The 23,984-nt window shown below is 45.4% G+C and carries 18 protein-coding genes and 1 pseudogene; 13 read left to right on the forward strand and 6 right to left on the reverse strand.

Translation table 11 applies throughout. The features are described 5' to 3' along the window. Nucleotides 1-424: 424 nt before the first annotated feature. From RIG27_RS09460 to treS, 3 genes and pseudogenes are all read right to left on the reverse strand, one after another. Nucleotides 425-886 (reverse strand): annotated as a pseudogene (locus RIG27_RS09460) (DUF4351 domain-containing protein); the annotation flags it as partial. A 194-nt stretch (nucleotides 887-1,080) separates the two neighbouring features. Beyond that, entirely contained in the window at nucleotides 1,081-1,479 is a 399-nt protein-coding gene (locus RIG27_RS09465; RefSeq protein WP_446344554.1) for a mannose-binding lectin, read from the reverse strand. A 418-nt stretch (nucleotides 1,480-1,897) separates the two neighbouring features. Beyond that, nucleotides 1,898-5,284, reverse strand: coding sequence for a maltose alpha-D-glucosyltransferase (gene treS, locus RIG27_RS09470; protein ID WP_446344594.1), 3,387 nt, complete (start codon nucleotides 5,282-5,284; stop codon nucleotides 1,898-1,900). 14 nt (nucleotides 5,285-5,298) lie between these two features. Here treS and RIG27_RS09475 point away from each other — a divergent pair, with 14 nt between their 5' ends. Continuing rightward, nucleotides 5,299-5,424 carry a hypothetical protein gene (locus tag RIG27_RS09475; RefSeq protein ID WP_446344556.1) on the forward strand — a complete coding sequence of 42 codons (126 nt, stop codon included), beginning with the start codon at nucleotides 5,299-5,301 and terminating at the stop codon, nucleotides 5,422-5,424. 153 nt (nucleotides 5,425-5,577) lie between these two features. On the opposite strand, the gene RIG27_RS09480 is transcribed toward RIG27_RS09475, so the two are convergent. Beyond that, nucleotides 5,578-7,539 carry an alpha-1,4-glucan--maltose-1-phosphate maltosyltransferase gene (locus RIG27_RS09480; protein WP_446344558.1) on the reverse strand — a complete coding sequence of 654 codons (1,962 nt, stop codon included), beginning with the start codon at nucleotides 7,537-7,539 and terminating at the stop codon, nucleotides 5,578-5,580. Nucleotides 7,540-8,329: 790 nt separating this feature from the next. Between RIG27_RS09480 and RIG27_RS09485 the strand changes: the two genes are divergently transcribed. The 6 genes from RIG27_RS09485 (at nucleotide 8,330) to RIG27_RS09510 (ending at nucleotide 16,674) form a co-directional block, all read left to right on the forward strand. Then, a complete protein-coding gene (locus RIG27_RS09485) occupies nucleotides 8,330-9,223 on the forward strand; it encodes an RICIN domain-containing protein (RefSeq protein ID WP_446344560.1) in 894 nt (297 codons plus the stop codon). 398 nt (nucleotides 9,224-9,621) lie between these two features. Then, complete coding sequence (locus RIG27_RS09490) at nucleotides 9,622-9,954, forward strand: hypothetical protein (RefSeq protein WP_446344562.1); 333 nt, start codon at nucleotides 9,622-9,624, stop codon at nucleotides 9,952-9,954. A 198-nt stretch (nucleotides 9,955-10,152) separates the two neighbouring features. Further along, nucleotides 10,153-11,799 carry a GspE/PulE family protein gene (locus RIG27_RS09495; RefSeq protein ID WP_446344564.1) on the forward strand — a complete coding sequence of 549 codons (1,647 nt, stop codon included), beginning with the start codon at nucleotides 10,153-10,155 and terminating at the stop codon, nucleotides 11,797-11,799. A 286-nt stretch (nucleotides 11,800-12,085) separates the two neighbouring features. Further along, nucleotides 12,086-12,283, forward strand: coding sequence for a hypothetical protein (locus tag RIG27_RS09500; RefSeq protein ID WP_446344566.1), 198 nt, complete (start codon nucleotides 12,086-12,088; stop codon nucleotides 12,281-12,283). 49 nt (nucleotides 12,284-12,332) lie between these two features. Further along, complete coding sequence (locus RIG27_RS09505; protein WP_446344568.1) at nucleotides 12,333-12,560, forward strand: hypothetical protein; 228 nt, start codon at nucleotides 12,333-12,335, stop codon at nucleotides 12,558-12,560. Nucleotides 12,561-12,906: 346 nt separating this feature from the next. After that, nucleotides 12,907-16,674, forward strand: coding sequence for a two-partner secretion domain-containing protein (locus tag RIG27_RS09510; protein WP_446344570.1), 3,768 nt, complete (start codon nucleotides 12,907-12,909; stop codon nucleotides 16,672-16,674). Nucleotides 16,675-16,910: 236 nt separating this feature from the next. Here RIG27_RS09510 and RIG27_RS09515 read toward each other — a convergent pair whose 3' ends face one another. Both RIG27_RS09515 and RIG27_RS09520 read right to left on the reverse strand, forming a co-directional pair. After that, nucleotides 16,911-17,261, reverse strand: a complete 351-nt coding sequence (locus RIG27_RS09515; protein ID WP_446340794.1) for a DUF5615 family PIN-like protein — start codon at nucleotides 17,259-17,261, stop codon at nucleotides 16,911-16,913. A 6-nt stretch (nucleotides 17,262-17,267) separates the two neighbouring features. Then, entirely contained in the window at nucleotides 17,268-17,609 is a 342-nt protein-coding gene (locus RIG27_RS09520) for a DUF433 domain-containing protein (RefSeq protein WP_006100350.1), read from the reverse strand. A gap of 214 nt (nucleotides 17,610-17,823) precedes the next feature. Between RIG27_RS09520 and RIG27_RS09525 the strand changes: the two genes are divergently transcribed. The 6 genes from RIG27_RS09525 (at nucleotide 17,824) to RIG27_RS09550 (ending at nucleotide 23,983) form a co-directional block, all read left to right on the forward strand. Then, nucleotides 17,824-18,564, forward strand: coding sequence for a hypothetical protein (locus tag RIG27_RS09525; RefSeq protein WP_446344572.1), 741 nt, complete (start codon nucleotides 17,824-17,826; stop codon nucleotides 18,562-18,564). Between the two features lie 381 nt (nucleotides 18,565-18,945). Next, nucleotides 18,946-19,227, forward strand: a complete 282-nt coding sequence (locus RIG27_RS09530; RefSeq protein ID WP_446344574.1) for a hypothetical protein — start codon at nucleotides 18,946-18,948, stop codon at nucleotides 19,225-19,227. A gap of 110 nt (nucleotides 19,228-19,337) precedes the next feature. Beyond that, a complete protein-coding gene (locus RIG27_RS09535) occupies nucleotides 19,338-19,781 on the forward strand; it encodes an aspartyl protease (protein ID WP_446344576.1) in 444 nt (147 codons plus the stop codon). Nucleotides 19,782-19,942: 161 nt separating this feature from the next. Continuing rightward, nucleotides 19,943-20,200: a hypothetical protein gene (locus RIG27_RS09540; protein ID WP_446344578.1), complete on the forward strand. Its 258-nt coding sequence runs from the start codon at nucleotides 19,943-19,945 to the stop codon at nucleotides 20,198-20,200. A gap of 442 nt (nucleotides 20,201-20,642) precedes the next feature. Further along, complete coding sequence (locus tag RIG27_RS09545; protein WP_446344580.1) at nucleotides 20,643-21,260, forward strand: helix-turn-helix domain-containing protein; 618 nt, start codon at nucleotides 20,643-20,645, stop codon at nucleotides 21,258-21,260. A 14-nt stretch (nucleotides 21,261-21,274) separates the two neighbouring features. Next, the gene (locus RIG27_RS09550) at nucleotides 21,275-23,983 is read left to right on the forward strand and encodes a peptidase domain-containing ABC transporter (RefSeq protein WP_446344582.1); all 2,709 of its coding nucleotides are present in this window, start codon (nucleotides 21,275-21,277) and stop codon (nucleotides 23,981-23,983) included. The last annotated feature ends 1 nt before the right edge of the window (nucleotide 23,984 follow it).

Raw genomic sequence — 23,984 nt, forward strand, 5'->3', positions numbered from 1 at the left:
GTGCCGAACAAGTTAACAAACTGCCGCCGTACCTGATACTATTGTATAGTATTATTGGGCACTTAACAAGCTATTTTGTTTCGCTAACCCCATCTAAATCAAAGATTCTAGATAGGGACTGCGCTCAACTTTCGTTCAAGATTTAATGCACCTTTGCTAGTGTAACGCTTTACGTTTCTTACTCTTTCGCTGATTTAAGGAATTTATAAATTTCTAGAAATTAATATATAAAACTTATTAAAAAACGTGTCTAAAAAAGTGAATAAAGTATTATTTGTCAATAAGTAAAAATACTGAGGATGCCCGAAACGGAAAAACGGCTATCGACGATTGACTATTTCCTTTCAGGTTCTTAGCCTGTAGCGGTTGATAGAGTGAGTCATTGTAAAGTATTTTAATTTAAATTGAGTTAGGTTAACCAGGCTCAATTACAGCGCGATCGCTCTTCCAGCCAATGTTCCAAATCGGCTAAACGGTTAAAGTCTAAAAAATCTTCTCCTAAACGTTCTAACTCTTCAATCGATAACGCTTCAATTTGGCTGGTTATCGCGATATTAATCTCGCCAAAACGCTTTTTGAGTTGACGCAGGATTAACGCGATCGCTTCCGTGAGTTTGCCTTCTTCTTTGCCTTCTTCTTTGGCATAAGTTATCCGCCCTTTCTCATCTTGTAACATTATTCCTCGGCGATCAACCACGTCTAACTCTTCTACCGTCATTTTGGCTTGGTTGGCAATATTTAAAGCCAGTTCTATCTCACGGACTTCTCTTAAATTATCGGGTATGGCATCCAAGGTTGCAGCTTCTTTAATAAAATAAATCCATTTATCGCTTAAACTATTTAATTCTGACAGGGTTTTCTTGAATTTAGGCAATTCTATAAAAAGGCATAATCTACCTTGGGACTGATAAATTTCATACTTCCCCCATTTAAGCCTAAATATATTTAATATGGTTGAATCTTACCACAAAGACAACCTACGATAAAAATAAAGGGACGGTACTTCAAACCGTCCCAAAAAGTATTGTTCTTATACCAATGAAAGGTCAAACAACCTGTAAACGGTACACATTAACACCATTACTCATACTTTAAAGTGCCATCAATATTGGCAATGTGTTGATCTAGGTCAATGTCCGTGGCAACCCAACGCTGATCCCGTGTCTTGCATTCAGCAAACATTAGACTCGGAGTCACTAAGCTAGTGTACCGACAGGTTTGAATAAAGTTAGACGGTTGCCAAGTAAGTTGTCCATCAACATTCTCAATAACTGGGTTCAACTCGATAGAGGTGTCCTTATAGCTGCCCGACATTGTTCGACAAACTGCCGAGAGAGTGGAACCACTAACATTAGCACCGTAACAGCTTTGGCTAAAGTCGCCCAATGCCCAAGCAGCTTTAGTGAATCCGCCAAAGAAACAAGCCGTAGCCAACAGTGAAACAACAGTTAATCGGAAAATTGAGAAAAGTTTTTTCATGGTCAATTAAACTGGTGAACTTGAGTGATTTACAGAAAAGCCAACTTCATTCCTAACGTTTGCCGGTTAAGTTGGTTTGCGGTTGACATGGATAACCTTAACATTAGTAACAAAAAAATGTCTAGCTACTTGATATAAAAATTCACATAAACCGATGATTACATCGTGCTGCATCCAGGGCAGTTTGAGTTCGGACTTTTCACCAGAAGTCTCTAAACTGACGAAAGTCGGGGCAGGTTTAGTCAGATTTGGGTGCAACCGAAAAGATAAGCGTGAAAGTGAACCGTTACAAACGCGCCCGGTTTCCTCAACGGTTATAAAGGATTACGCCTCATATCCGACTAACACAGTGAAGTATCAATGCCGTGACCAGTCAGCTGCTCTCCCTGCTCCCAGACGTTCCACGGTTACGTCTCTACTACCTCATCGGCGGTGTTTGGAAACTCATCTGTTCCCCAGACATTGGTACTGACTCCAGCAACTGGAGAATGCGCTGTAAGGGAATATCTACCCACTTGGGTCGATTATTGAGTTCATAGCCTAACTCATAAATCGACTTCTCAAACAGATAAGCATCCAACAACACCTGCAACTCCTGAGAGGTTTGGGGAATAAATGAACGCCCTGCACTTGTCGCCAGATAGGTTTTCAGGAACGTATCACTCACCCAGGAATACCAGAACCCGGACCATTGTTCCATCACCGATAGATTATCCGGGCGAATCATACCACTGTCAATTTCATTGCGTAAACCCAGAGTCACCGCATAGTGGAACGATTGCAGCATTCCCGCCACATCTCGCAGAGGCGATCGCTTCATCCGCCGTTCACTTAATGGACGGGCGGGTTCTCCCTCAAAGTCAATGATAATTAAGTCTTTCCCCGTATATAAGACTTGTCCTAAATGGAAATCCCCATGACAACGAGTCCGCATCGCCGTAATTTGCAGATTGACTATGGCTTTAAAGCGTCCTAAAATCTGCTCTTGGCGGTTGAGAATGGTTTGGGCTAAAGGCTGAGTTTCCTCCGGTAATACCTCGATCCGTTTTTTCAGTAGCAGTAAAACCTGACCCGTCAGGTTCCGCATATACTGATACACAGACCGTTGATAGAACGAGGTAAACGGTTCCGGGGCAAAGTTAGGATTCTCCGTATCTGAGGACAACGCAATATGCAATTGAGCGGTTCGCTTTGCCAACAGTTGGGTTGTATCCAAATAGGGAACAATCAGATTGTAGCCAAAGGGCGGATCGGTTCTATCCAGCGACTCGACAGCCGAAGGTAAGAGGAGATCCTTATCCTGTAAATCTGATCCAGGCAATACCATCACTTGCTCAAAATAGCCGCGCAGGGAATCTAAGGTATAGGACCAAGCATTGGTGGTATTGGGAACAAATGCTTGCAAAGCGCCGATGGTGATTGTATCTGAGTTGGCACCACGATACTCCAACGCCCCCGCCACGGGAACAAAATGTTCGGTGACTTTTTTCTCGGTGAGGAAACGCCCAATTTCTAAGTCTGGGTTAATTCCTTCCTCAACCTTGCGGAACAGCTTTAAAATAAAGCGATCGCCATACACGATTGAAGTATTACTTTGTTCGCCTCTGAGGAGATGCGGCTCTAGGTGAGTCGCCTCCTGCATCAGTTCAGCCAGGGCGTCTGTTGCTGTAGCCACTAAGGTTCCCGCCTTTCCTTTACAGCGATGCTTGTTACGAACGGCATCTAAGGGGAAGGCTAAAAAGTCCGGTTCAGCTACCGCATCGAATAATAAGCCCACCTCTTCATGTCCCTCAACCTGGAGATAGGCGATGACTTGATTTGCCTGAATGTTCGACCCATCGCCACCCAGTTCCGTTCCTGGCGCGTAAGCTAAGGGCAGAATGTAGGTTTCTGGGATACCCTCAGTGTATTCGAGTTTGATAAAAATTAACTCCGCCTCGGTTTGTTTATAGGAGACGGGAATGGCTTCCACAATCTCTGCCGATTGCACTGTCCTTGCCTTACCCCCAAACCAGCGACAAGTATAGAGATAGTTGGGCAAAATCGACTCCAAGGTGGTCTTTAATATCGGTTGAGAAAATACCGTTTGCCATTTGCCACTCACCCTCAGTGTCGGCGGTTGAACTTGGGAACTGGGGGTTTCTGCTAGAGTGTCTTGCAACTGGAGGGTAAACCAGTAGAAGCTATGGGGGGTAAGGCTGAGGAAATAGGATGCAGAACCAATCGCTGGGAATTGGGTACGTCCAAATATCTCCACTGGCACCATCCCTTGGAATGCCGAGAGATCCAATTCCACGGTTTGCACAAATCGCGACAAGTTGGCAACCACTAAGATATGTTCCCCCGCATAAGTACGGGTAAATGCCAAAACCTTACGGTTATCGGGATGGAGAAACTCAAACGTCCCCCGCCCAAAGGCTTGGAAACGCTGGCGAGTGGCAATTAATCGCTTCATCCACCACCACAGGGAATTGGGATTCCCCTGCTGCGCTTCCACATTAATCGCTTCGTAGTGATATTCTGGGTCAACAATCGGCGGAGCATAGAGTTTTTGCGGATTCGTGCGCGAGAAGCCAGCATTGCGATCCGCACTCCATTGCATCGGTGTACGTACCCCGTTGCGATCGCCCAGATAAATATTATCGCCCATACCAATCTCATCTCCGTAGTACAAGACTGGCGTACCCGGAAGAGACAACAGCAACCCATTCATCAATTGAATTTGGTCGCGATTATTCCCCATCAGTGGTGCGAGGCGGCGACGAATCCCTAAATTAAGCCGTGCCTGCGGGTCTTCTGCATACACTTTATACATGTAGTCCCGGTCTTCATCGCTGACCATTTCTAGGGTCAATTCGTCATGATTTCGTAGGAACAATGCCCATTGACAGTTATTGGGAATTTGCGGCGTCTGGTTGAGAATATCAATGATGGGGAAATTATCCTCCATCTTTAAGGACATGAACAGGCGTGGCATTAGGGGAAAATGGAAATTCATGTGGCACTCATCCCCCTGCCCATAATACGCCGCCGCATCTTCGGGCCACTGATTCGCCTCAGCCAACAGCATCCGATTGGGGAACTTGGCATCAACATGGGTGCGTAACTGTTTTAAGAACGCATGGGTTGCGGCTAAATTCTCACAGCTTGTGCCTTCTTGTTCATACAGATACGGCACAGCGTCCATCCGCAGTCCATCCACCCCCATCCCTAACCATATATCCACAACCTCCAAAATGGCTTTACCTACTTCCGGATTTTCGTAATTGAGGTCAGGTTGATGGGAGTAGAAGCGATGCCAGTAATAGGCTTTCGCTAACGGGTCCCACGCCCAGTTAGAATGTTCAAAATCCTGGAAAATAATCCGGGCATCTTTATATTTTTCCGGGTTGTCACTCCAAACATAAAAATCCCGTTCATTGCTTCCCTTGGGGGCTTTGCGAGCGCGTTGAAACCAGGGGTGCTGATCGGAGGTATGGTTAACAATTAACTCAATAATTACCCGTATCCCCCGTTGATGCGCCGCCTCTAACAGCTCTCGCAAGTCTTCGATTGTGCCGAAAATGGGATTAATTTTTTTATATTCGGCAATATCGTAGCCATCATCTTTCAGCGGAGAGGGGAAAAAGGGTAATGTCCAGATGGCGGTGACCCCTAAATCCCGCAAATAATCCAGCTTCGATGTCAATCCGCGCAAGTCACCAACTCCATCGCTATTGCTATCGGCAAAGGCACGAATTGGCACTTCATAGATGATGGCATCTTTAAACCATAACGGATCATCTTTTAAGATCGAGTTAAGCATTGGTTCTTTGGTAGTTGTTCCTGGTTGATTCGTCATTTGTCATTGGTCATTGGTCATTGGTCATTGGTCATTGGTCATTGGTCATTTGTCATTGGTCATTTGTCATTGGTCATTTGTTGAAGACGACTTGCACTCTATAGGGGCGGGTTTAGAGATATCAGGGTGAAAACCAAATGTTAGTGGTAAAACCCGCCCCTACAACTGTCATAATTCTTCCCTTTTTCCTCGTCTTCCAGATGTGCCATGGCACGTCTCTACATTTCTCCCCCATCTCCCCCATCTCCCCCATCCCTCTATTGCCTTACCCAGAAAACATGGGCTGGAATATCCTGAGGATTGAGTTCGACATAGTTATGTCCGCCAAACCAGGTGTAGTGGGTATCACTGAGTAGATCATGGAGATAGTATTCCCGATAGGGGTCAATCCCTAAGGATTCTAAGGGCAAGTCAATGAACCCCGCTTGCATCCATTGAGGGTCAAAACTGACCACCATTAGCATCACATCCTTGCAATCATCAGTCTGTTTGCTGTAACAAATAATCTGGTTATTATCAGTGTGATGAAACTGCAAACTGCCATTACTTTGCAATGCGGGGTGTTCCCGACGAGCGTGATTGACCCGGGCAATCAAGTCTTTGATTGTATAAGGACTATCTAAATCCCATTCCCGAATCTGATATTTCTCCGAGTTTAAATACTCTTCGCTACCGGGTTTTAGCGCCCGATTTTCGCACACTTCAAACGCGGGTCCATAAATCCCATAGTTTGCCGTTAAGGTTGCTGCTAGGACTAAGCGAATAAGACAGGCAGGGCGTCCTCCATGCTGAATAAACTCATGCAAAATATCCGGGGTATTGGGCCAAAAGTTAGGGCGAAAGATGTCATAAGCCGGGGTTTGGGTGAGTTCGGTGAGATATTGGGTCATTTCCCACTTACTATTACGCCAAGTGAAATAGGTATAGGATTGGGTAAATCCTAGCTTGGCGAGGCGATACATCACCTTGGGACGGGTAAAGGATTCCGAGAGGTAAATTAAGTCGGGATAGGTTTGTCTCAAATCCGCAATCACCCATTCCCAAAAATTGAATGCCTTGGTGTGGGGGTTATCGACTCGGAAAATCCGCACGCCTTTTTCAATCCAAAAGAGCATGACACTCCGCAGTTCTTGCCACAGATTTTGCCAGTCTGGGGTTTCAAAGTCAATCGGATAAATATCTTGATATTTTTTCGGCGGATTCTCGGCGTATTGAATGGTTCCATCAGGGCGGCTACGGAACCATTGAGGGTTCTCTTTGACGTAGGGGTGATCTGGGGAACATTGGAAGGCTAAGTCTAAGGCAATTTCCAGTCCATGTTCGGCGGCTTTGGCGACAAACTCTTCAAAGTCAGCCAGGGTGCCTAACTGGGGATGAACCGCCTTGTGTCCGCCTTCTGCTGCACCAATACCCCAGGGTACACCCACATCATCGGGTTCGGCGACATTGGTGTTATTTTTGCCTTTGCGATATTGTTTGCCAATGGGGTGAATGGGGGGCAAATAAAGAACATCAAACCCCATACTGGCAATATAGGGTAAGCGGGCTTGGGCATCTTTGAATGTGCCGTGTTTGCCCGGTTCACCACCGGAACGGGGAAACATTTCGTACCAGGTGCTAAACTTTGCCCGTTCTCGGTCTACGATAATTTTCAGTTCTTTGTGGTAGGTGCTGGCAAATTTGCGATCGGGGTATTTTGCCATTAGGGTGGCTAGTTCCGGGGAAATGGCTTTATCGCCTAAAATTGGTTGAGCGACATCTTGCGATCGCAGCGTCGCTACCCAGGTTTTTAACTGTGCCGCATCATCCCCACTGGCACGTTTTCCCGCCTCTTCAACTAGGTTTGCCCCAATCAGTAAGTCAACGGACACATCCTGTTCGGCTGCCAATTTCTTGACCATGTCCCGTTGCCAGGATTTAAAATGGTCAGCCCAGCCCATAATGGTATAGACATAATCCCCCATCTCTGATACAGTAAACTCTCCCTGCCAGCTATCGTTCACCGTTGGCGACAGGGGAACCTCAAACCAGGTTTGCGACTTCTGGGGACGGTATAAAATGACACCCGATACAGCATCATGACTGTCACAGAACATATCCACTTCCACATGGACTCGTTCCCCAACCGTCCGCTTGATGGCAAAACGACCCCCATCAACTTGGGGCAACACACCCTCGATTTGAACTCGTCTCCGACCTTCCTCTGGCAATGGCAGCATGATCAACACGTCCTTTAGCTTTAGCTTCTAAAACAGTCGCAGGTGCCCCTTACTGTCATACCGCTTTATCCTTCAGCCCTTACTGCTGTTCTTCTGACTCTTGCTAAGGAACTGAAGTTGGTGTAGTTACCTAACTGTAAAGCGTTTCAATAAACCTGTCCGACTGCTACCTTAGTTAACTTTACGAATTAATGTCAAGATTTCTATGCAAAATGTTAATAAATGAGACTATAGTCGAAAAGCTTACACAGTAGACTACAGGAAACGGTCAATCGACGCATCTGACCGAGGAGAGAGTTATTTTTTCAGAAAGGATATTGGCACAGTCACCGGGTTCATGTTTGATGGTTTATGGCGATGAACTCGGTTGGTTTAGCAGTAAGTAAGTCGGTAGGGGCAAAAAAACACATAACTTTACATAAATCGCCTTGACAAATACTCTTGCCCTGAATTATACCTATTTATATACAAAGTGAGAAAATTCGGAACCATACGAATGAGGCAATCCTGCTTCAGGCGTTGAGTGAGAGAGGTTTTGAACATATATATAGAAGTGAGTAGCGAATGATGTAAGGTTTAGCGAAAAGTTTTGAGGATTGTCTCATGTCGTGTCGCACAGTTGAGAGGACTGGTACTGCTGAGATAGAAGGACAAATCAGTCAATATTTGTTAGATACACCAGGCATTTGATGGGTGTGAGTCTCACGAAGCCGGTGAAGTGGATTTAAGTGATCCGCTTCTCCGGCTTTTTGCTTGTTTCGAGGCAAATTTTCATTGCAGGACAAGAATTATGAAGACTAAACGTTTCATTTCTGCGATCGCAGCAACATCGATTTTCGCCTTAAGTGGATTAGGTGCAAGCATACTGCTCTCCGCTGCCCCTAGTCAAGCTGCTGAACACTGCCAGTGTGTAGAGTATGTCAAAAGACGCTTCGGGCTTCGCGGTGCCGTTGGAAATGCAAAAGACATGGAACCAGCACTAGCTGCCCGTGGCTTTCGGCGAGTTTCACAGCCACAAGTTGGTGCTATTGCGATTTTCCAACCTGGGTTTTCCCGGTATAATCGGGTACATCCAAGATATGGTCATGTTGGAGTAATTAGTCAATTTCGCAATCGAGGAGACAAATGGCAAATTCTTGTCGATAATACTAACTTTGGGGGTCATGGCGTTTCGTATAATTGCAACAATTTCAGTAAAAATTGGTACTATCCCTATCCGAAAAATACGAGTACGGTTTCTTACTGGGTTCGCGGAAACACCTCCAATCCTCCTAGTGAATACAAAACCTACTCTATTGGTAACTACGCCCTGAATACGAACAATTACTTTTATCGTATTGATGACAATCCAATTATGTCATCATGGCGACGCAATGATCGTGATCCAGACCAACATTTTGAACGGTTACGCGGAAATTGGGGAACGTTGTTAAAGAACAAATCCACTGGTAAATGTCTCAATGCTCATTATCTCTATAATGGCGCACGAGTCAATGTTTGGCCCTGTCGCGGTAGTGATCCAGACCAAAACTGGACGTTGACGGATTTGGGTGGTGGCTATTTACAAATCAAACGGACTAATACTAACCTCTGTCTCGATATGCCCAATCGCCAAAACTATGGGCGGGTTCATTTGTGGGAATGTAATCGCAATAATCCAAATCAACGTTGGCGCACTAACTAATCTGGAATCAACCTTAAATTAAGGAGTCGCCATAATGATTTAGCTTGGGGTTGACTTGTCAAAAATATTGTTAACCCCAGCTCATTACCTATAGCGCTTCTCCGTTTAGTGCAACACCCATTCTGTAGGGGCGCACTGACGTGCGCCCGTGTCAACTTAAGCCATAACCCTTACCCATTCTAGTTTTCAGCTATGGGGTTTCTGCTCCCTCTGCTATAGGAGAAGGGCGGGTTTATTCAAGTTATCAGTTTGGTTTTCCCATGTTATCTGTAAAACCCGCCCCTACACCCCCCGTTCGCTCGATCTCTTTACCTTAAGTTGACACCAATGACTGACGTGCGCCCTCTGCAAACCTGTACCTATTGGCAATAATTACCATGACATCAGGAATAAAAATCATGAATATATTTTTGGCTAAAAAGACAATAGTTTTGGGCAATCTGTTTTTGTTTGAACTGTTGTTTTTGGGTTTATTGGTGTCGAAGGTACAAGCGGGTGGAGGTTATCAGCCAATATCCTCAGAATCACGTTTTGAACAATCGGTTTCCTCGATTCTGGCTACACCGAATTGGCAAATCTGGAGTAAACCCTATTTGTTAAATGGGAACATTTGTCGAGAGAAGGAGGCAAGTTTGGTTTGTTTAACGCCTGAACAAGCCCAAGAAAATCGATGGCTTATTCCTTCAACAGAAGCGCAGGAAGCCAATCCGTTACGGCAAGACTCACAATGATCTTCCGTAAAAATTGTAACCGTTCAATTCAACCAAGAATACAGAATAGCACAGGTCAGGGAAAGGGCGCAGGTCTGTGCGCCCCGACAATCCCCACCCAACAGGGTAAACAAGGATAATGTTTGACAATCAAAAGGCAATTCTATTATCCTGAAAGAACCGTAAAGTTTTGTAAACATAAAAAATTAGGAAAAAATTATGACCATCACTCCTTTAATGCCTAGCCAAAAGACGGCTTGGCAGAAATTGGTGAACCGAGAAATTAGCTGTGAATTTGCTCTCAAACTCTTAGTCGATAATCGCGGAATTCTCAACCTGGATCAACTTGATACTGAAGTGAGTACCCGCTTCTTTCGCCAACTGTCTAATCGCCAAGATTTACCCCCGGTGATTCCCCTGTTACTTTGGCGCGGTTGTTACTATTTGGGATGTCCGATTTCCCTCACACCAGAAGCGATTCAGAATTTGTGCGATCGCACCCTAACTGAGATTAAGATTGTTCCTATAGCCCGCAAAAGTTATCGCACTTGGCATCTGAGTCAAACCTATAACGGTAATACTATCACGTCTACGTCTCCGGTTAATCCGATTACGGGGGAATCTGAACCCGAAGACATTACTGAAACCACCGAACTTTATCTCAAGAAAGCCGATAACCAGATTGCCAGGATTAAAACGATTATCTCCGGTGCCCTCCGCAACCGCGCCAGTGATATTCACCTGGAACCCTCACTGGAAGGATTGCGAGTGCGGTATCGGATTGATGGGATTCTCCGGGATATTACCACCCTACCCCCTGAGATTAGTCGCCCTTGTGTTGTCGCCCTGAAAGTAATGTCCAATATGGATATTGCCGAAAGTCGCCGCCCCCAGGATGGGCGAATTGGCGAAAATTATACGGCGGGTGACGAAACCGATTTGGGCTTGGATATGCGGGTGAGTACCCTTCCCTGTGTGGGGGGAGAAAAAGTGGTAATTCGTTTACTTCCCCGACGCAATCCTTTTTCGGGTTTAGCCGATTTGGGATTTTCCGCGAAGAAATTGAGTATCTATAAGAATTGGTTAGAACAACCCCAAGGAATTGTTATTTTAACGGGTCCCACGGGTTCGGGGAAAACCAGTACACTGTATAATTCCCTGCAATCTGTGGCGACTGAACATGTGAATGTGGTGACGGTAGAAGATCCGGTAGAATATGTGTTGCCCCGGATTACTCAAACCCAAGTTCATGAAGCGGCGGGGATGACTTTAGCGGCGGGGTTACGGGCGATTTTACGCCAAGATCCGGATATTATTATGGTGGGCGAAATTCGGGATAATGAAACGGCGGAAACAGCAATTCGTGCGGCATTAACGGGACATTTGGTGTTAACCACGTTGCACACCAATGATGCGGTGAGTGCGATTCCCCGGCTGAAAGATATTGGACCTGATCCGGGTTTAGTTAGTGATGCGTTATTAGGGATTGTGGCACAGCGGTTAGTCCGGAAAGTATGCCCCCACTGTGCTGAACCCTACAATCCTACGGACAATGATTTACGCAAATTAGGGATATCTAGGGAAGAGGCGAATTCTCAAGCTTGGCGTCAAGGAAAGGGCTGTTCTAAGTGCTTTAATTCGGGGTATTTAGGACGGGAAGCGATTGTGGAACTGTTAAATGTTGATGATCGGGTGCGGCAGTTAATTTATGAGGGCAGTATGACGCAGTTACATCAGTATTTGGAGGAAGTTAATTTTGATTCGTTTCGGATGGCGGCGATTGAAAAGGTGACCCAGGGAATTACTACGTTGACTGAGGTACTGCGGGTGTTACCTCACAGTGCTTTATACCGAAAGGTTCCTTAAAATAGGGTGATAATTTTTGGGGTTCTGGGTATAGGTCGGGGGTTGACTTTATTTCGGATTTTAGGTATTATTATACCATGGGAAAATGTGCCGTCCTATAGACCCTTGTTCACCTTAACCTGTAGGGTGGGTTAGGCGGTACTCAAGAAATAAAACAAACCATTTAATTAGTTATCCGCCGTAACCCACCGAGTTATCGTTGGCAACAGGTGAACCAACGAAGAAGGCGAGTCGATAAAATTAATGGATTTCCCCGTAACGATAGCGGGGCGAGTCGATAAAATTAATGCCTTTCCCCGTAACGATAGCGGGGCGAGTCGATAAAATTAATGCCTTTCCCCGTAACGATAGTGCAGCGACTCGCCCCTACAGAATTACAGGTTTACAGGGTTACAGGGTTACAGGGTTACAGGTTTACAGGGTTACAGGTTTACAGGTTTACAGGTTTACAGGTTTACAGGACACAGGACGACAAAACCAATAAAATAAATATCAGGTTGGGAATGATCTAAATCTCACATCTAGAGGGTGCTATGTTGACCATCAATCAAAGCTTAAAGCATATAGGATATGGAAGCGCGATCGCACTATTCCTCTTCATCCCCTGTAACTCAGTTCTCGCCCAGATTACACCCGATTCCACATTAGGCGCTGAAGGTTCCTCAATCCTACCAAGGTTCAGCTTTTCATGGCAGATCAGAAGAAGAATCACGGCTAAAAAAATAGAAGTAGTGCTTGACTTTGGCGGGAATTTTAGGTAATTTTATATAATGGGAAAATGTGCCGTCCTATAGACCCCAATCACCCGTAACCCGTAGGGTGGGTTAGGCGGTAATCAATTGACAAAACAAACCATTTAATTAGTTATCCGCCGTAACCCACCGAGTTATCGTTTGCAATAGGTGAACCAACCAAGAGGGCGAGTCGATAAAATTAATGCCTTTCCCCCTAACGATAGCGGGGCGCAAGGATGGTGCCCCTACAGGGTTACAGGGTTACAAGATTACAGAATTACAGGGTTACAGGATTACAGGACACAGGACACAAAACACAATAAAATAAATATCAGTTTGGGAATGACCTAAATCTCAAATCTAAGAGGGTGCTATGTTGACCATCAAGCAAGGCTTAAAGTGTATAGGATATGGGGGCGCGATCGCACTATTCCTCTTCATCCCCTGTAACCCTGTCCTCGCCCAGATTACACCCGATTCCACATTAGGCGCTGAAGGTTCCTCAATCCTACCCGATGGGGTGGTTATCGATGGAGTAACCGCCGATTTAATTCAAGATGGCGCTAGCCGAGGTTCGGCATTATTTCATAGCTTTTTAGAGTTTAATATTAATCAAGGACAACGGGTTTATTTTGCCAACCCTGACGGAATTGAAGCCATTTTTAGTCGGGTAACTGGAACTGATCCCTCGGACATTTTGGGGACATTAGGCGTCAATGGTGCGGCTGATTTATTTTTGATCAATCCCAATGGAATTCTCTTTGGCGAAAATGCTCAATTAGATATCCGGGGTTCCTTTATCGGGAGTACCGCCAATGGGGTGGTATTTGAGAATGGCACTATCTTTAGTGCGACTAATCCAGAAGCACCGCCATTGTTAACCATTAATGTTCCCTTGGGTTTGCAATATGGAAATCAGAATTCAGCCGCGATTACGAATTCTGGGAGTTTACAAGTCGGTAAAAATTTAACCTTAGTGGGCGGAACAATTACCAGTTTAGGACAATTAGCCGCCCCCGCCGGACATTTGGAGATAGCCGCCGTAAATGGGGATGCAATCGTGCGGGATGGATTGGCGCAGTCGGCTGTTTTATTGGCGAATAATAACTTAATTTTAGAGGAGAGTCAGTTAGTCACGGCTGGAGATTTAATCCTATTGGCGGGGGATACAGTGTGGGTGCGGGATAGTGTAGAAAATCCGTTTATTGCCCATGCAGGTGGGAATCTTTATATTCAAGGAAATCAAAGCATTGATATTCTGGCATTGAATCATCCAGGAACCCCGTTTCAGAGTGGTGGGGCTTTGAGTTTAGTTAGTGATGGGGTCATTTCAGGGGATGCTCATTTTGCCAGTGGGGGTCAGTTTGCGATTCTGAATTTAGCGGGAGAACCGGGGAATTTTATCAGTTTATATGACCCGATTATTAGTTCCGAAGGGGATGTGGTTTTGGGGGATTATACAGGAGTTTCGCTGAAGGTTGAGGCAAGAGGAAGTATTGCCACAGGAAATATTCGGATTACGGGTGAAGATACGACATTGAAATCTGAAGACTATCCGAACGATCCAGATGTCGATACGTTGATAAATAGTCCAGCCTTAATTTTAAGAGCGGGGGTAGATGAGTTAAAACATCCGCCAACGACATTGATTCCTGTTTATTGGGATGATTTTGAAGGAGACATTCCTGATGTATGGTCAAATACATCAAAGGATATCACCCCGAAAGGAAACCGTATATTTTTGGGGCAATTTAGCCAACACGAGGCGGCGACTTTGACACTTAATAGTCTACCTCCACACAACCAAGCGACAGTATCGTTCGAGCTTTTTATCATCAACTCATGGGATGGTAATTCTACAACATTCGGACCCGATATTTGGGAGTTGAGTGTGGAGGGGGGTCAAACAGTTATCAATACAACTTTCAGCAACCAGGACTTTCCTCGGGGAAACCAACCAGGATACCCTCAGACACAGTCACACCCCGATGAATATAATCCGGCAAATATTATCAATAATCCAGCCCGCCAAGGAGCTATTGAGGATAAAAATTCTCTCGGATACGAATTCTTATTTCAAGAAGATACTGAAACAACGCCGATGGATTCAGTCTATCACTTTATCCGGAGGTTTACCCATACAGATAATTCCCTTGAACTGAACTTTTCTGCCAGCCTGACAGAAGAGTATTATGATGAAAGCTGGGGACTAGATAATGTGAGAGTTTCAGTACAGCCAATAGTCACCTCTTCTACAGAAGAATCACCTGGAACCATTACAGCAGAAAATCTTTCCACTCCAGGGGGACCCATCATTTTAGATGCAAGTAGTAATATCACAATCAACGGCTTAATTAAAACAAATGGCGGAACTATTACGCTGGAAAGTGGTGGTGTAATTGATACTACCGCTGGGAAACTCGATTCCTTCTCATTTAATCGTGGCGGAGCAATTTCTCTGACTGCAAATAATGATATTAAAGCAGGGGAAATTAGTGCCTCTAGTTATGGAATCAGCGGTAATATTGATTTGACCAGCCAGACCGGAACGATTGCCGTTGATGGGACTCACATTATCCGTAGCGATGCCTTTGGTTCAATCGAAGACCTTGGTGATACTTCCAGCAAACAAAGTGGTGATATTAACATCACCGCTCGGTCACTTTCCTTAACCAATGGTGCGCGAGTGTTAACAGGTACGTTGACAAATGGGGTGGGAGGTAATTTAACCGTAATTACATCTGAGTCTGTTGAACTGAGTGGGACTTCCCCCGATGGTCAAATTCTCACTGCCTTATCGACATCAAATGCTGGAAATCAACCAGCTAGAAATTTAACCATTGAAACAAAACGATTAGTTGTTCGAGATGGAGCCGTCATTGGTGCTTCTACGGCTGGTCCCGGTCAAGGTGGAAATCTAACCGTCAATGCTTTTGAATCGGTAGAACTGATGGGTACTGCACCAGATGGGTTTCCCAGTGGTTTATCTACTGATACGATTGGCACAGGAGATGCGGGAAACTTGACGATTAATACCAGACGTTTAGTCATTCGCGATGGTGCAGTAGTATCGTCTTCAACATTTAGAGAAGGTCAAGGGGGAAATTTAACGGTAAACGCCTCTGAATCTATCGAACTTACTGGTATTTCACCAGATGGATTTGCCAGTGGTTTATATGCTCAGGCATTTGGGGATGGAGATGCGGGAAACCTAACCATTAATCACACCCAAAATTTGAATATCCGAGATGGGGCAAAAATCACCGTTGCCACTGGTACAGCTGCAGATTCTAGGGTTCCTAATGTTCCCTCATTTGATGCTGGTGATGATATTGCGCTTCCTACTTTCGAGAGTGATGCGACAGGTAATGCTGGCAACGCAGAAATTACGGCTGATTTTATCCGTCTGAATAACCAAGCTGCAATTATCGCTGAAACGGATTCCAGTGAGGGTGGCAATATTACCCTCAACGTTAACGACATCCTACTCCTACGCCATAACAGTTCAATTTCCACCACCGCCGGAACTGCCCAAGCTGGCGGAAATGGGGGCAATATCCGGATTAATTCACCCTTTGTTGTCGGGCTTCCCTGGGAAAATAGCGATATTACCGCCAATGCATTCTTTGGTAATGGGGGGAGAGTTGATATTACCGCCAACAAAATTTATGGACTCGAATTTCGTCCTCGCCTCACCCCCCTTTCTGACATCACCGCCAGTTCCGAATTTGGCGAACAAGGAGTCGTGGAACTCAACACTTTAGAAATTGACCCCGACACCGGATTACTGCAATTACCTCCCCCAGCTTCCCCACCCGAATTTGTCAATTTCTGTCAAGGGCGTTCTGACCAAACTCCCAGTCATTTTATCATCAGTGGACGCGGCGGAGTTCCGCCGACAATTTCCCAAGTAACGGGAACATATAACGTGTGGGAAGATTTACGTCCATTGACTCCCAGTAGTGATAACTCTCCGGCAAAAATTGAACCCGTAACCCAGAGGAGTTCAACGCCAATAATTGAGGCTCAAGGCTGGATAACATTACCCGATGGAACCATCGTTCTCACCGCCAAAGCCCCCAATATTACCCCTAATACGGGTTGGCAAAATCCGCTACATTGTCAGAGCGCTGTTGAGTGATAAGTAACCCGTAGGGGTGTGGCACACCTTATTTGATGAATTAACCATTAGCCCCGAAACTGTAGGGGCGCAAAGACTTGCGCCCGATTCAATCATCACATCTAATCCATCATTTTAGCTGTGTTAGCTGTAGGGTGGGTTAGGCGGTAATCAATTAAGAAAATAAACCATTTAATTAGTTATCCGCCGTAACCCACCAAGTTATCCTTTTTAATTAATCCTTTTTAATTAGTAGATCACGAAAAAGGAATGAAAATAATCTGATCTTCGTATTCTCCTGGCTGACTGCACAAAATAAAGAGTTCCAAATCATCAAGGATTTGTCCAATGGGAGCCGTGGCAATAACCTCGACAACTCCAGGCATTGGTAAACCCTGATTGATGCGATCGCCTGCATACATGACAATAGTGGCAACGTCATGGGTAAGCAAGATGCGCTCCTCGTTGGCAGCCCATTCCAGAATAGTAGCATCATCAGTGTGCATCAGCCCGACATCCTGTACACGGACTACATCCAGCTCAGGCAAACGCCTGATCAGCCCACGCAATATGGCTCCGTTGAAGTTTTCGTCAGTCACAAGACGCATTTGATATCAACTTACTTGGGATTGATGACGAGCCAAGAGACGTTCTCGGAGATTAACCAAATTATTGTCTTGAGTCAATTTTTGTCTGTACTGTTGAGCATTTTGGCGACGCTGCTCCAAGTAGTTATCAATCTGCTGGCGATGGGTGAGGTAGTAAGCGATAGTTGCATAAATCTCTGACAGGCTAAGCACATCGTATTGGAGAGCAATTTCTTCGGGAGTAGAGCCGATTTGATAGGCAGCAAGTAGACTGTCAAGGGTTACTCGGCTCTGACCGATACGGATACCCCCAGCTTCGTCCCATCGCAAGGGTGGAGCGGTAGCTTGAAATTCAACTTGAATGCTCATGGGATGGTCTTATCGCAGAATTTGCTTCTTTGCTTTAGCTTACTTGAGTGCGACGCTTTTGCATAGATAGGCTCCTCCCCCCAGTTTATAACCTCGATAAACTTGATTTTCTTGAGATCCCTTTTTTTGAGACAAAGGGGTTTTTGTTTTGACTGTAATGTTATAACATTATTACAAGTAACTAAGGCATTGAACATTAAAGGAGAAAAACACCATGACACATCTACCCGCTGAAACCACTACCCAGCAAGCCGATTCGGAATTAGGCATTACCCAACTCCTCTGGTTAATCAAGCACTACAGTGACATTGACTTCGATGCATCCCAAATGCACCTAACGGATGCAGAAGCCCATGCGATCGCGAAGCTATTGATCCAGCAGTTGACCGCAAGCCTCAACGGTAAACTCATTGCTGGTACTTTAAATACTCTGCGTCATAGTGAAGAAATGGAGGAATTCACCGAACAATCAGGGCGGGTTTTGCAACCAGGTTGGGTACAACAATTCGTGTTTGTCCCTAAACCCGCCCCTACACAATCAACATGCAACGATTCTCCCGGTGAAGATGATGATAACCAATACCGTTATCCCACCGATTCTGATCATGAACTAGAGCCTCTATCAGTGCATAGCCCAACTGGATGCTACAATCCCCAAGGGCGACACAATCCCCGCCCAATTACTCAGCGTGAACAATACATCATTGACCTTTATTGTTACTGTGAATTAGGGATGACGCCAAGGCAGTTTTATGCCAAATGGGATGTCACGTATGAGCAACTTTCTCACATCTGTTCCCGTTCCCTGGGAACGGTTCAATGTTGGTTCAACCGAGGTGAAGGGTATCGCCCCCCTCAACCCGTTGATTTGCGTCATTTGGCAATCCTGGATTTTTTGTTAGAGCATTTTGAAGAATTACCCCCATCCCTGATTGATCTACTCTGTTCTTTTTAACTATGAATCGGGGAATCTAGAACCCTGAGTCTGGGCGGGTTTAGTCACATCTGGGTACAACCAAAAAGATAGTTGTGAAACCCGCCCCTACACACTTAATCCGAATGGCACTTAGAGTTTGTAGTAAGCGCTTTAGCGCTTCTCCCAGCTTAAGTCAGCCCTCTTACTCCCCTCTCCCGTGCAAAAAAAGCGAAGCATCCTTTGTCATCCCTCCTTGCAGGGGGGAACGAGGGGGGTTGGGAGAGGGGCTGGGGGTGAGGGCTGGAGACAGGTAGGGACAAAAACCACACATAACTTTACATAAATTGTCTTGACAAACCGTCTTTGCCTGATTTATACCTGTTTGTATACAAAGTGAGAACTAAGTTCCAGGCTATACGCTTGTTTCCGCTTTACCCGAAGCGCGATCGCACGCCAACACCAATCTGTATCCCAGAGGCATCAGTTATGTTATCCCATTCTACTACCCCGAATATTGATGAACTCCTGCAACGCTTGGAGACAATCCTGCTTCAGGCGTGGAGTGAGACAGGTTTTGGACATATAGAAGTGAGTAGCGAACGATTTAAGGAGGATAAAATACGTGTAGTGCTTCAGGGTTCAACCCATTACCGTTATGTGATTACGAATCAGGAAGTTGAACAGAAGATGAACGGAATATGAATAGTGGCAAAGGTGCGTTACGCTTCGCTAACGCACCCTACACTATTTAAATTCAGAAAGACGTTATGATAATAAACGGAATAACTCCGACTTTTAAGGAGAAAGCTACTATGTCAATTAAAACTAGCCACCCAATGGGAAAAGTTTTCACAACTCTGACGATTGTGAATCGAGCCGACCAAATTAGAGCGGAAGATGGGACAATTAGCCCCGAACAAATTCGGTCAATCACACTGGAAAATGTATTGGTAGATACAGGAGCCACAACCTTGTGTTTGCCACAAGACGCCATTGTCAAACTCGGATTGAAAATACTCAAAGAAGTAGACGTGGCTACAGCAATGGGCATTGGCAAAGCCCGAATTTTTCAAGATGCCAAACTATCAATGTTTGGTCGGGAAGGAACCTTCGAGTGTTTGGAATTACCCGGCGGTGGCGATGCACTTTTAGGCGTGATCCCGTTAGAATCGTTGGGGTTAGAAATAGACATACAAAATCAAACACTGAAGCCTTTACCAATCAGTCCAACAGAAACCTATTTGACGATATTGTAGAGAACGAGAAAGGGCGCATACCGTCATTGGAGTCAACACGTCTCTACAATCAAGATTCAGTTCCTGTTGATTGGGAAACGATAAAAGTTGATAGCTTTATGATACCTTTTGATACCTTCCGGTGGGTTTTTCTGGAGAACGATTCGGTTTAATGGATTCAGTTGGACTTACCAACACCAGTTTGTATGGCAGAGGCATTAGTTATGTTATCCCAATCGACTACCCCGAATATCGATGAACTCCTGCAACGCTTGGAGACAATCCTGCTTCAGGCGTGGAGTGAGACAGGTTTTGGACATATAGAAGTCAGTAGCGAACGATTTAAGGAGGATAAAATACGGGTGATTCTTCAGGGTTCAACCCACTATCGTTATGTGATTACGAATCAGGAAGTTGAACAGAAGATGAACGGAAGGTGAACGGTACGTTTACTCGATTGTCATCACTGCGTTATACTTCCTTCGCTAAGTCGAGTCTGTCATTAAAGCACGCGATCGCACTCTATTTGCACTCTATTTGTAGGGTGCGTTAGCGTTCGCGCAGCGTTCCCGCAGGGTAGCGTAACGCACCTTAACTCATACTGGGAGGAAATTTATTTCTGGGTTGCCAAGTCAGTAATATTTCTCTTAATTCTGACTTTTCACGGTATCTGGCGCAACGTTTGTCGGGGCGGGTTTTCAGACTTCCCGTGAAAAGTCAGCGCCTCGCAGGGGGGAATGAGGGGGGAGAAAAAGTGTGCATTTTTGGTCTTGACAGAGAACCGGGGACTGATTTATATATATTTTATACAAACTTATACATTGTGAAAAACCGGATAATCCTTGTGACCAATCCCTGCCCATCCCCAATGCAAGTATAGAGATGTCAAACCACCAATTCCCACCCAACCTGGGTCAACGCCGCACTCCGGGTAAGTCTAGCGGTCAATACCTGACCCCCTTTCAGCGCAAACGACTGCAAAAAAGTCTGCAAGAGGACTTACCAAAACACTATCGCCAGCGCCTGCAAATCATGCTGTTAGCCGACGAGGGTAAAACCCAAGCCCAAATTTGTCAGGCGTTGAACTGTTCCCCCATCACCGCCCGACATTGGATGCTGATTGCCCGTAGCGGTGAGGCGCATAATTGGCAATCCCATCCCATTGGACGTCCTAAAGCCGTGAATGAAGAGTATCTGCAACGCTTACAAGAATTAGTCACTCAGAGTCCCCGCGACATAGGCTATTCCTTTCGCAACTGGACCGCCCAGAAGTTAAGCCAACACCTGGCTAGAGAATTTGGCATTGAAGTGAGCGATCGCCATATTAATCGATTATTGAAAAAAATGGGACTCTCGACTCGCCCCAAACCCCCTCAATCCGACACTCCCACCCATCCAGAGGAGGATTCAGATAAGCGGATTGTGATTAGCAACCTCACCCCCAGCCATACCCCTGAAACCCAGGATGTGTGGCAATTTAATCCGATTAACATGAGTTGAGGTGCACACCCATTATGGTACAAACTCCACCCCGAATTTCCCGTCAACACCTTAGTGATAGTCTCGGACATGATTTTAGTGAATCACAATTCAGCAATTGTCTGAAACAGATAAAAATCATTGAACCCCAACTCGGTCAATTTTGGCAATCTAACCAATCTGAAGCCGGACTTTACCTAATTATCACGGGCAAAGTTAGACTCATTGACGCTAACGGTGAACTGATTACCACGCTGAAACCTGGAGACACATTTGGCGAAGTTACCTTTTTTCCCGATGAACCCTTTCAACCTTACTCCGCTAGGGCATCCCGTCATCTCCAACTATCCTATATTCCCCCAACCCTCCTCTTTTCCCTGGTACAAAACCATCCTCATATTCGAGACTATTTGTATCATCGGGCAAAGGTGAGGAATTCTCAGTTTAGTTCAGGAAATAATTTAGCTGTAACTCCCGTCATTCCCGAAGAAACTGACACCCCAGAAGCATTAACAAACGGGCAGCAAACCATCAGCAAAGCCTACTTTCCAAACCCCACCCAGAAAGTCGGTCATCTCTGGCAGCGGATCACGCGCCGCTATCCCTTTTATGCCCAACAAAGTGCCTCGGATTGTGGGGCGGCTTGTTTGGTGATGGTGGGTCGGTATTGGGGGAAAAAATTAAGTGTAAACCGCCTCAGAGATATCGCCAATGTTAACCGCAATGGTGCATCTCTACGGGGACTCTCTGCCGCTGCTGAAAGTATTGGCTTTTCCACGCGACCCGTAAAAGCTAGTTTAGACCAACTTGCCCAACAACCGCTTCCAGCAATTGTCCACTGGGACGGAAATCATTATATCGTTGTCTATGAAATTACGGCAAATCAGGTTATTGTTGCCGACCCAGCTATTGGTCAACGCGGTCTTACTCCAGAGGAATTTAACGCCAGTTGGACAAATTATTCTCTCCTCTTACAACCCACCGCTTTATTACAGGAAACCGAGTCAGCGACGACTCCCTTCTGGCAATTCTTTGAATTAGTTAAACCCCACGGAGTTGTTCTCCTGGAAGTCTTTATTGCTTCACTGCTGATTCAAATCTTTGGATTAATTACCCCTTTATTCACCCAACTCCTATTAGACCGAGTGGTTGTCCAAGGTAGCAACCTCACTTTAACCGCTGTCGGTTTAGGGATGCTAATTTTTGGTCTGTTCCGCGTCGCCATGACCGGATTGCGGCAATATTTATTAGACCATACCGCGAATAAGGTTAACTTAGCCCTAATTGTCGGCTTTATTCGCCATACCTTCCGCCTCCCCCTTTCTTTCTTCGAGTCTCGTTATGTGGGGGATATTATGTCACGGGTGCAAGAAAACCAGAAAATTCAGCGTTTTCTCACGGGGGAAGCCCTATCCATTTTACTAGACTTACTCACAGTCTTTGTTTACCTAGGGTTAATGTTCTGGTATAGCTGGAAGATGGCGCTATTGGCATTAGTCATCGTCCCGCCTTTTGTCCTACTTGCCCTAATTGCCACTCCGTTTCTACGCCGCATTTCCAGAGAAATATTTAATGCCTTTGCGGTGGAAAATAGTTATCTAATTGAATCCCTCACCGGAGTTCGCACCGTCAAATCCATGGCGGTAGAACAAACGGTGCGTTGGCGCTGGGAGGAACATCTACTGCAATCGGTGAAAAAGATGTTTTCGGGGCAGATTATTAGCAATCGCCTGCAAATTTTTAGCTCAACTCTAGAAACGGTGGTGACGACGGGGTTACTCTGGTTTGGCGCGTCGTTAGTGATTCAAAATGAACTGACGATTGGGCAATTAGTGGCATTTAATATGTTAATCGGCAACGTAATTACGCCCTTTGAACGATTAACCGTACTCTGGAATCAGTTACAGGAAGTGATTATTGCCGTTGAGCGAATTAATGATGTCATTGATACCGAACCGGAAGAAAATTTACAAGCATCGGTGCGGCAAAGTTTACCGGAGTTAAAGGGAGAGATTCAGTTTGATCAGGTGACGTTTCGGTATCACCCCGAAAGCGATATTAATGTCCTAGAAAACTTGAGCTTTACGGTAAACCCTGGTCAAACCGTCGCCCTAGTTGGACGCAGTGGTTCAGGAAAAACCACGATATCTAAATTAATTTTAGGACTGTATCCAACTACAGATGGGAAGGTGTTAATTGATGGGCAAGATATCACCAGTTTATCCCTCCAATCCCTGCGCCAACAAATCGGGGTTGTAGACCAAGATACCTTCTTATTTGGTAGCACCATCCGGGAGAATATTAGCATTGGTCATCCCTCAGCCACCCTGGACGAAATCATCACCGCCGCCCAACAAGCCGGGGCGGATGAGTTCATCAAAAAGCTACCCATGGGGTATGAAACCCAGATAGGGGAAGGGGGTGGAATGTTATCAGGAGGACAAAGACAACGACTCGCGATCGCGCGGGCGTTATTAGGTAATCCCCGCTTACTTATTTTAGATGAAGCCACGTCTCATTTAGACGCTGAATCTGAACGAATTATTCAGACCAATTTCAACACAATTCTCCAAGGACGAACCACGTTAATTATTGCCCACCGCCTGTCCACAGTTCGCAAAGCGGATTTAATTCTCGTGTTAGATAAAGGGGTTTTAGTCGAAAGTGGCACGCATCACCAATTAATGGCAAAACGCGGTCATTATTATTACCTGAATCAGCAACAAATGGATCGGACAGAATAAT

The sequence above is a fragment of the Coleofasciculus sp. F4-SAH-05 genome, assembly GCF_040222985.1.
Lineage (GTDB): Bacteria > Cyanobacteriota > Cyanobacteriia > Cyanobacteriales > Coleofasciculaceae > Coleofasciculus > Coleofasciculus chthonoplastes.

What these genes read in the sequence shown, in the direction of transcription:
- RIG27_RS09545 (WP_446344580.1), top strand. Translation starts at nt 20,643, where the DNA reads ATGTCAAACCACCAATTCCCACCCAACCTGGGTCAACGCCGCACTCCG.
- RIG27_RS09525 (WP_446344572.1), top strand. Translation starts at nt 17,824, where the DNA reads ATGACACATCTACCCGCTGAAACCACTACCCAGCAAGCCGATTCGGAA.
- RIG27_RS09550 (WP_446344582.1), top strand. Translation starts at nt 21,275, where the DNA reads ATGGTACAAACTCCACCCCGAATTTCCCGTCAACACCTTAGTGATAGT.
- treS (WP_446344594.1), bottom strand. Translation starts at nt 5,284, where the DNA reads ATGCTTAACTCGATCTTAAAAGATGATCCGTTATGGTTTAAAGATGCC.
- RIG27_RS09485 (WP_446344560.1), top strand. Translation starts at nt 8,330, where the DNA reads ATGAAGACTAAACGTTTCATTTCTGCGATCGCAGCAACATCGATTTTC.
- RIG27_RS09535 (WP_446344576.1), top strand. Translation starts at nt 19,338, where the DNA reads ATGTCAATTAAAACTAGCCACCCAATGGGAAAAGTTTTCACAACTCTG.
- RIG27_RS09510 (WP_446344570.1), top strand. Translation starts at nt 12,907, where the DNA reads ATGTTGACCATCAAGCAAGGCTTAAAGTGTATAGGATATGGGGGCGCG.
- RIG27_RS09490 (WP_446344562.1), top strand. Translation starts at nt 9,622, where the DNA reads ATGAATATATTTTTGGCTAAAAAGACAATAGTTTTGGGCAATCTGTTT.
- RIG27_RS09480 (WP_446344558.1), bottom strand. Translation starts at nt 7,539, where the DNA reads ATGCTGCCATTGCCAGAGGAAGGTCGGAGACGAGTTCAAATCGAGGGT.
- RIG27_RS09505 (WP_446344568.1), top strand. Translation starts at nt 12,333, where the DNA reads ATGTTGACCATCAATCAAAGCTTAAAGCATATAGGATATGGAAGCGCG.
- RIG27_RS09495 (WP_446344564.1), top strand. Translation starts at nt 10,153, where the DNA reads ATGACCATCACTCCTTTAATGCCTAGCCAAAAGACGGCTTGGCAGAAA.
- RIG27_RS09500 (WP_446344566.1), top strand. Translation starts at nt 12,086, where the DNA reads ATGCCTTTCCCCGTAACGATAGCGGGGCGAGTCGATAAAATTAATGCC.
- RIG27_RS09465 (WP_446344554.1), bottom strand. Translation starts at nt 1,479, where the DNA reads ATGAAAAAACTTTTCTCAATTTTCCGATTAACTGTTGTTTCACTGTTG.
- RIG27_RS09515 (WP_446340794.1), bottom strand. Translation starts at nt 17,261, where the DNA reads ATGCGTCTTGTGACTGACGAAAACTTCAACGGAGCCATATTGCGTGGG.
- RIG27_RS09520 (WP_006100350.1), bottom strand. Translation starts at nt 17,609, where the DNA reads ATGAGCATTCAAGTTGAATTTCAAGCTACCGCTCCACCCTTGCGATGG.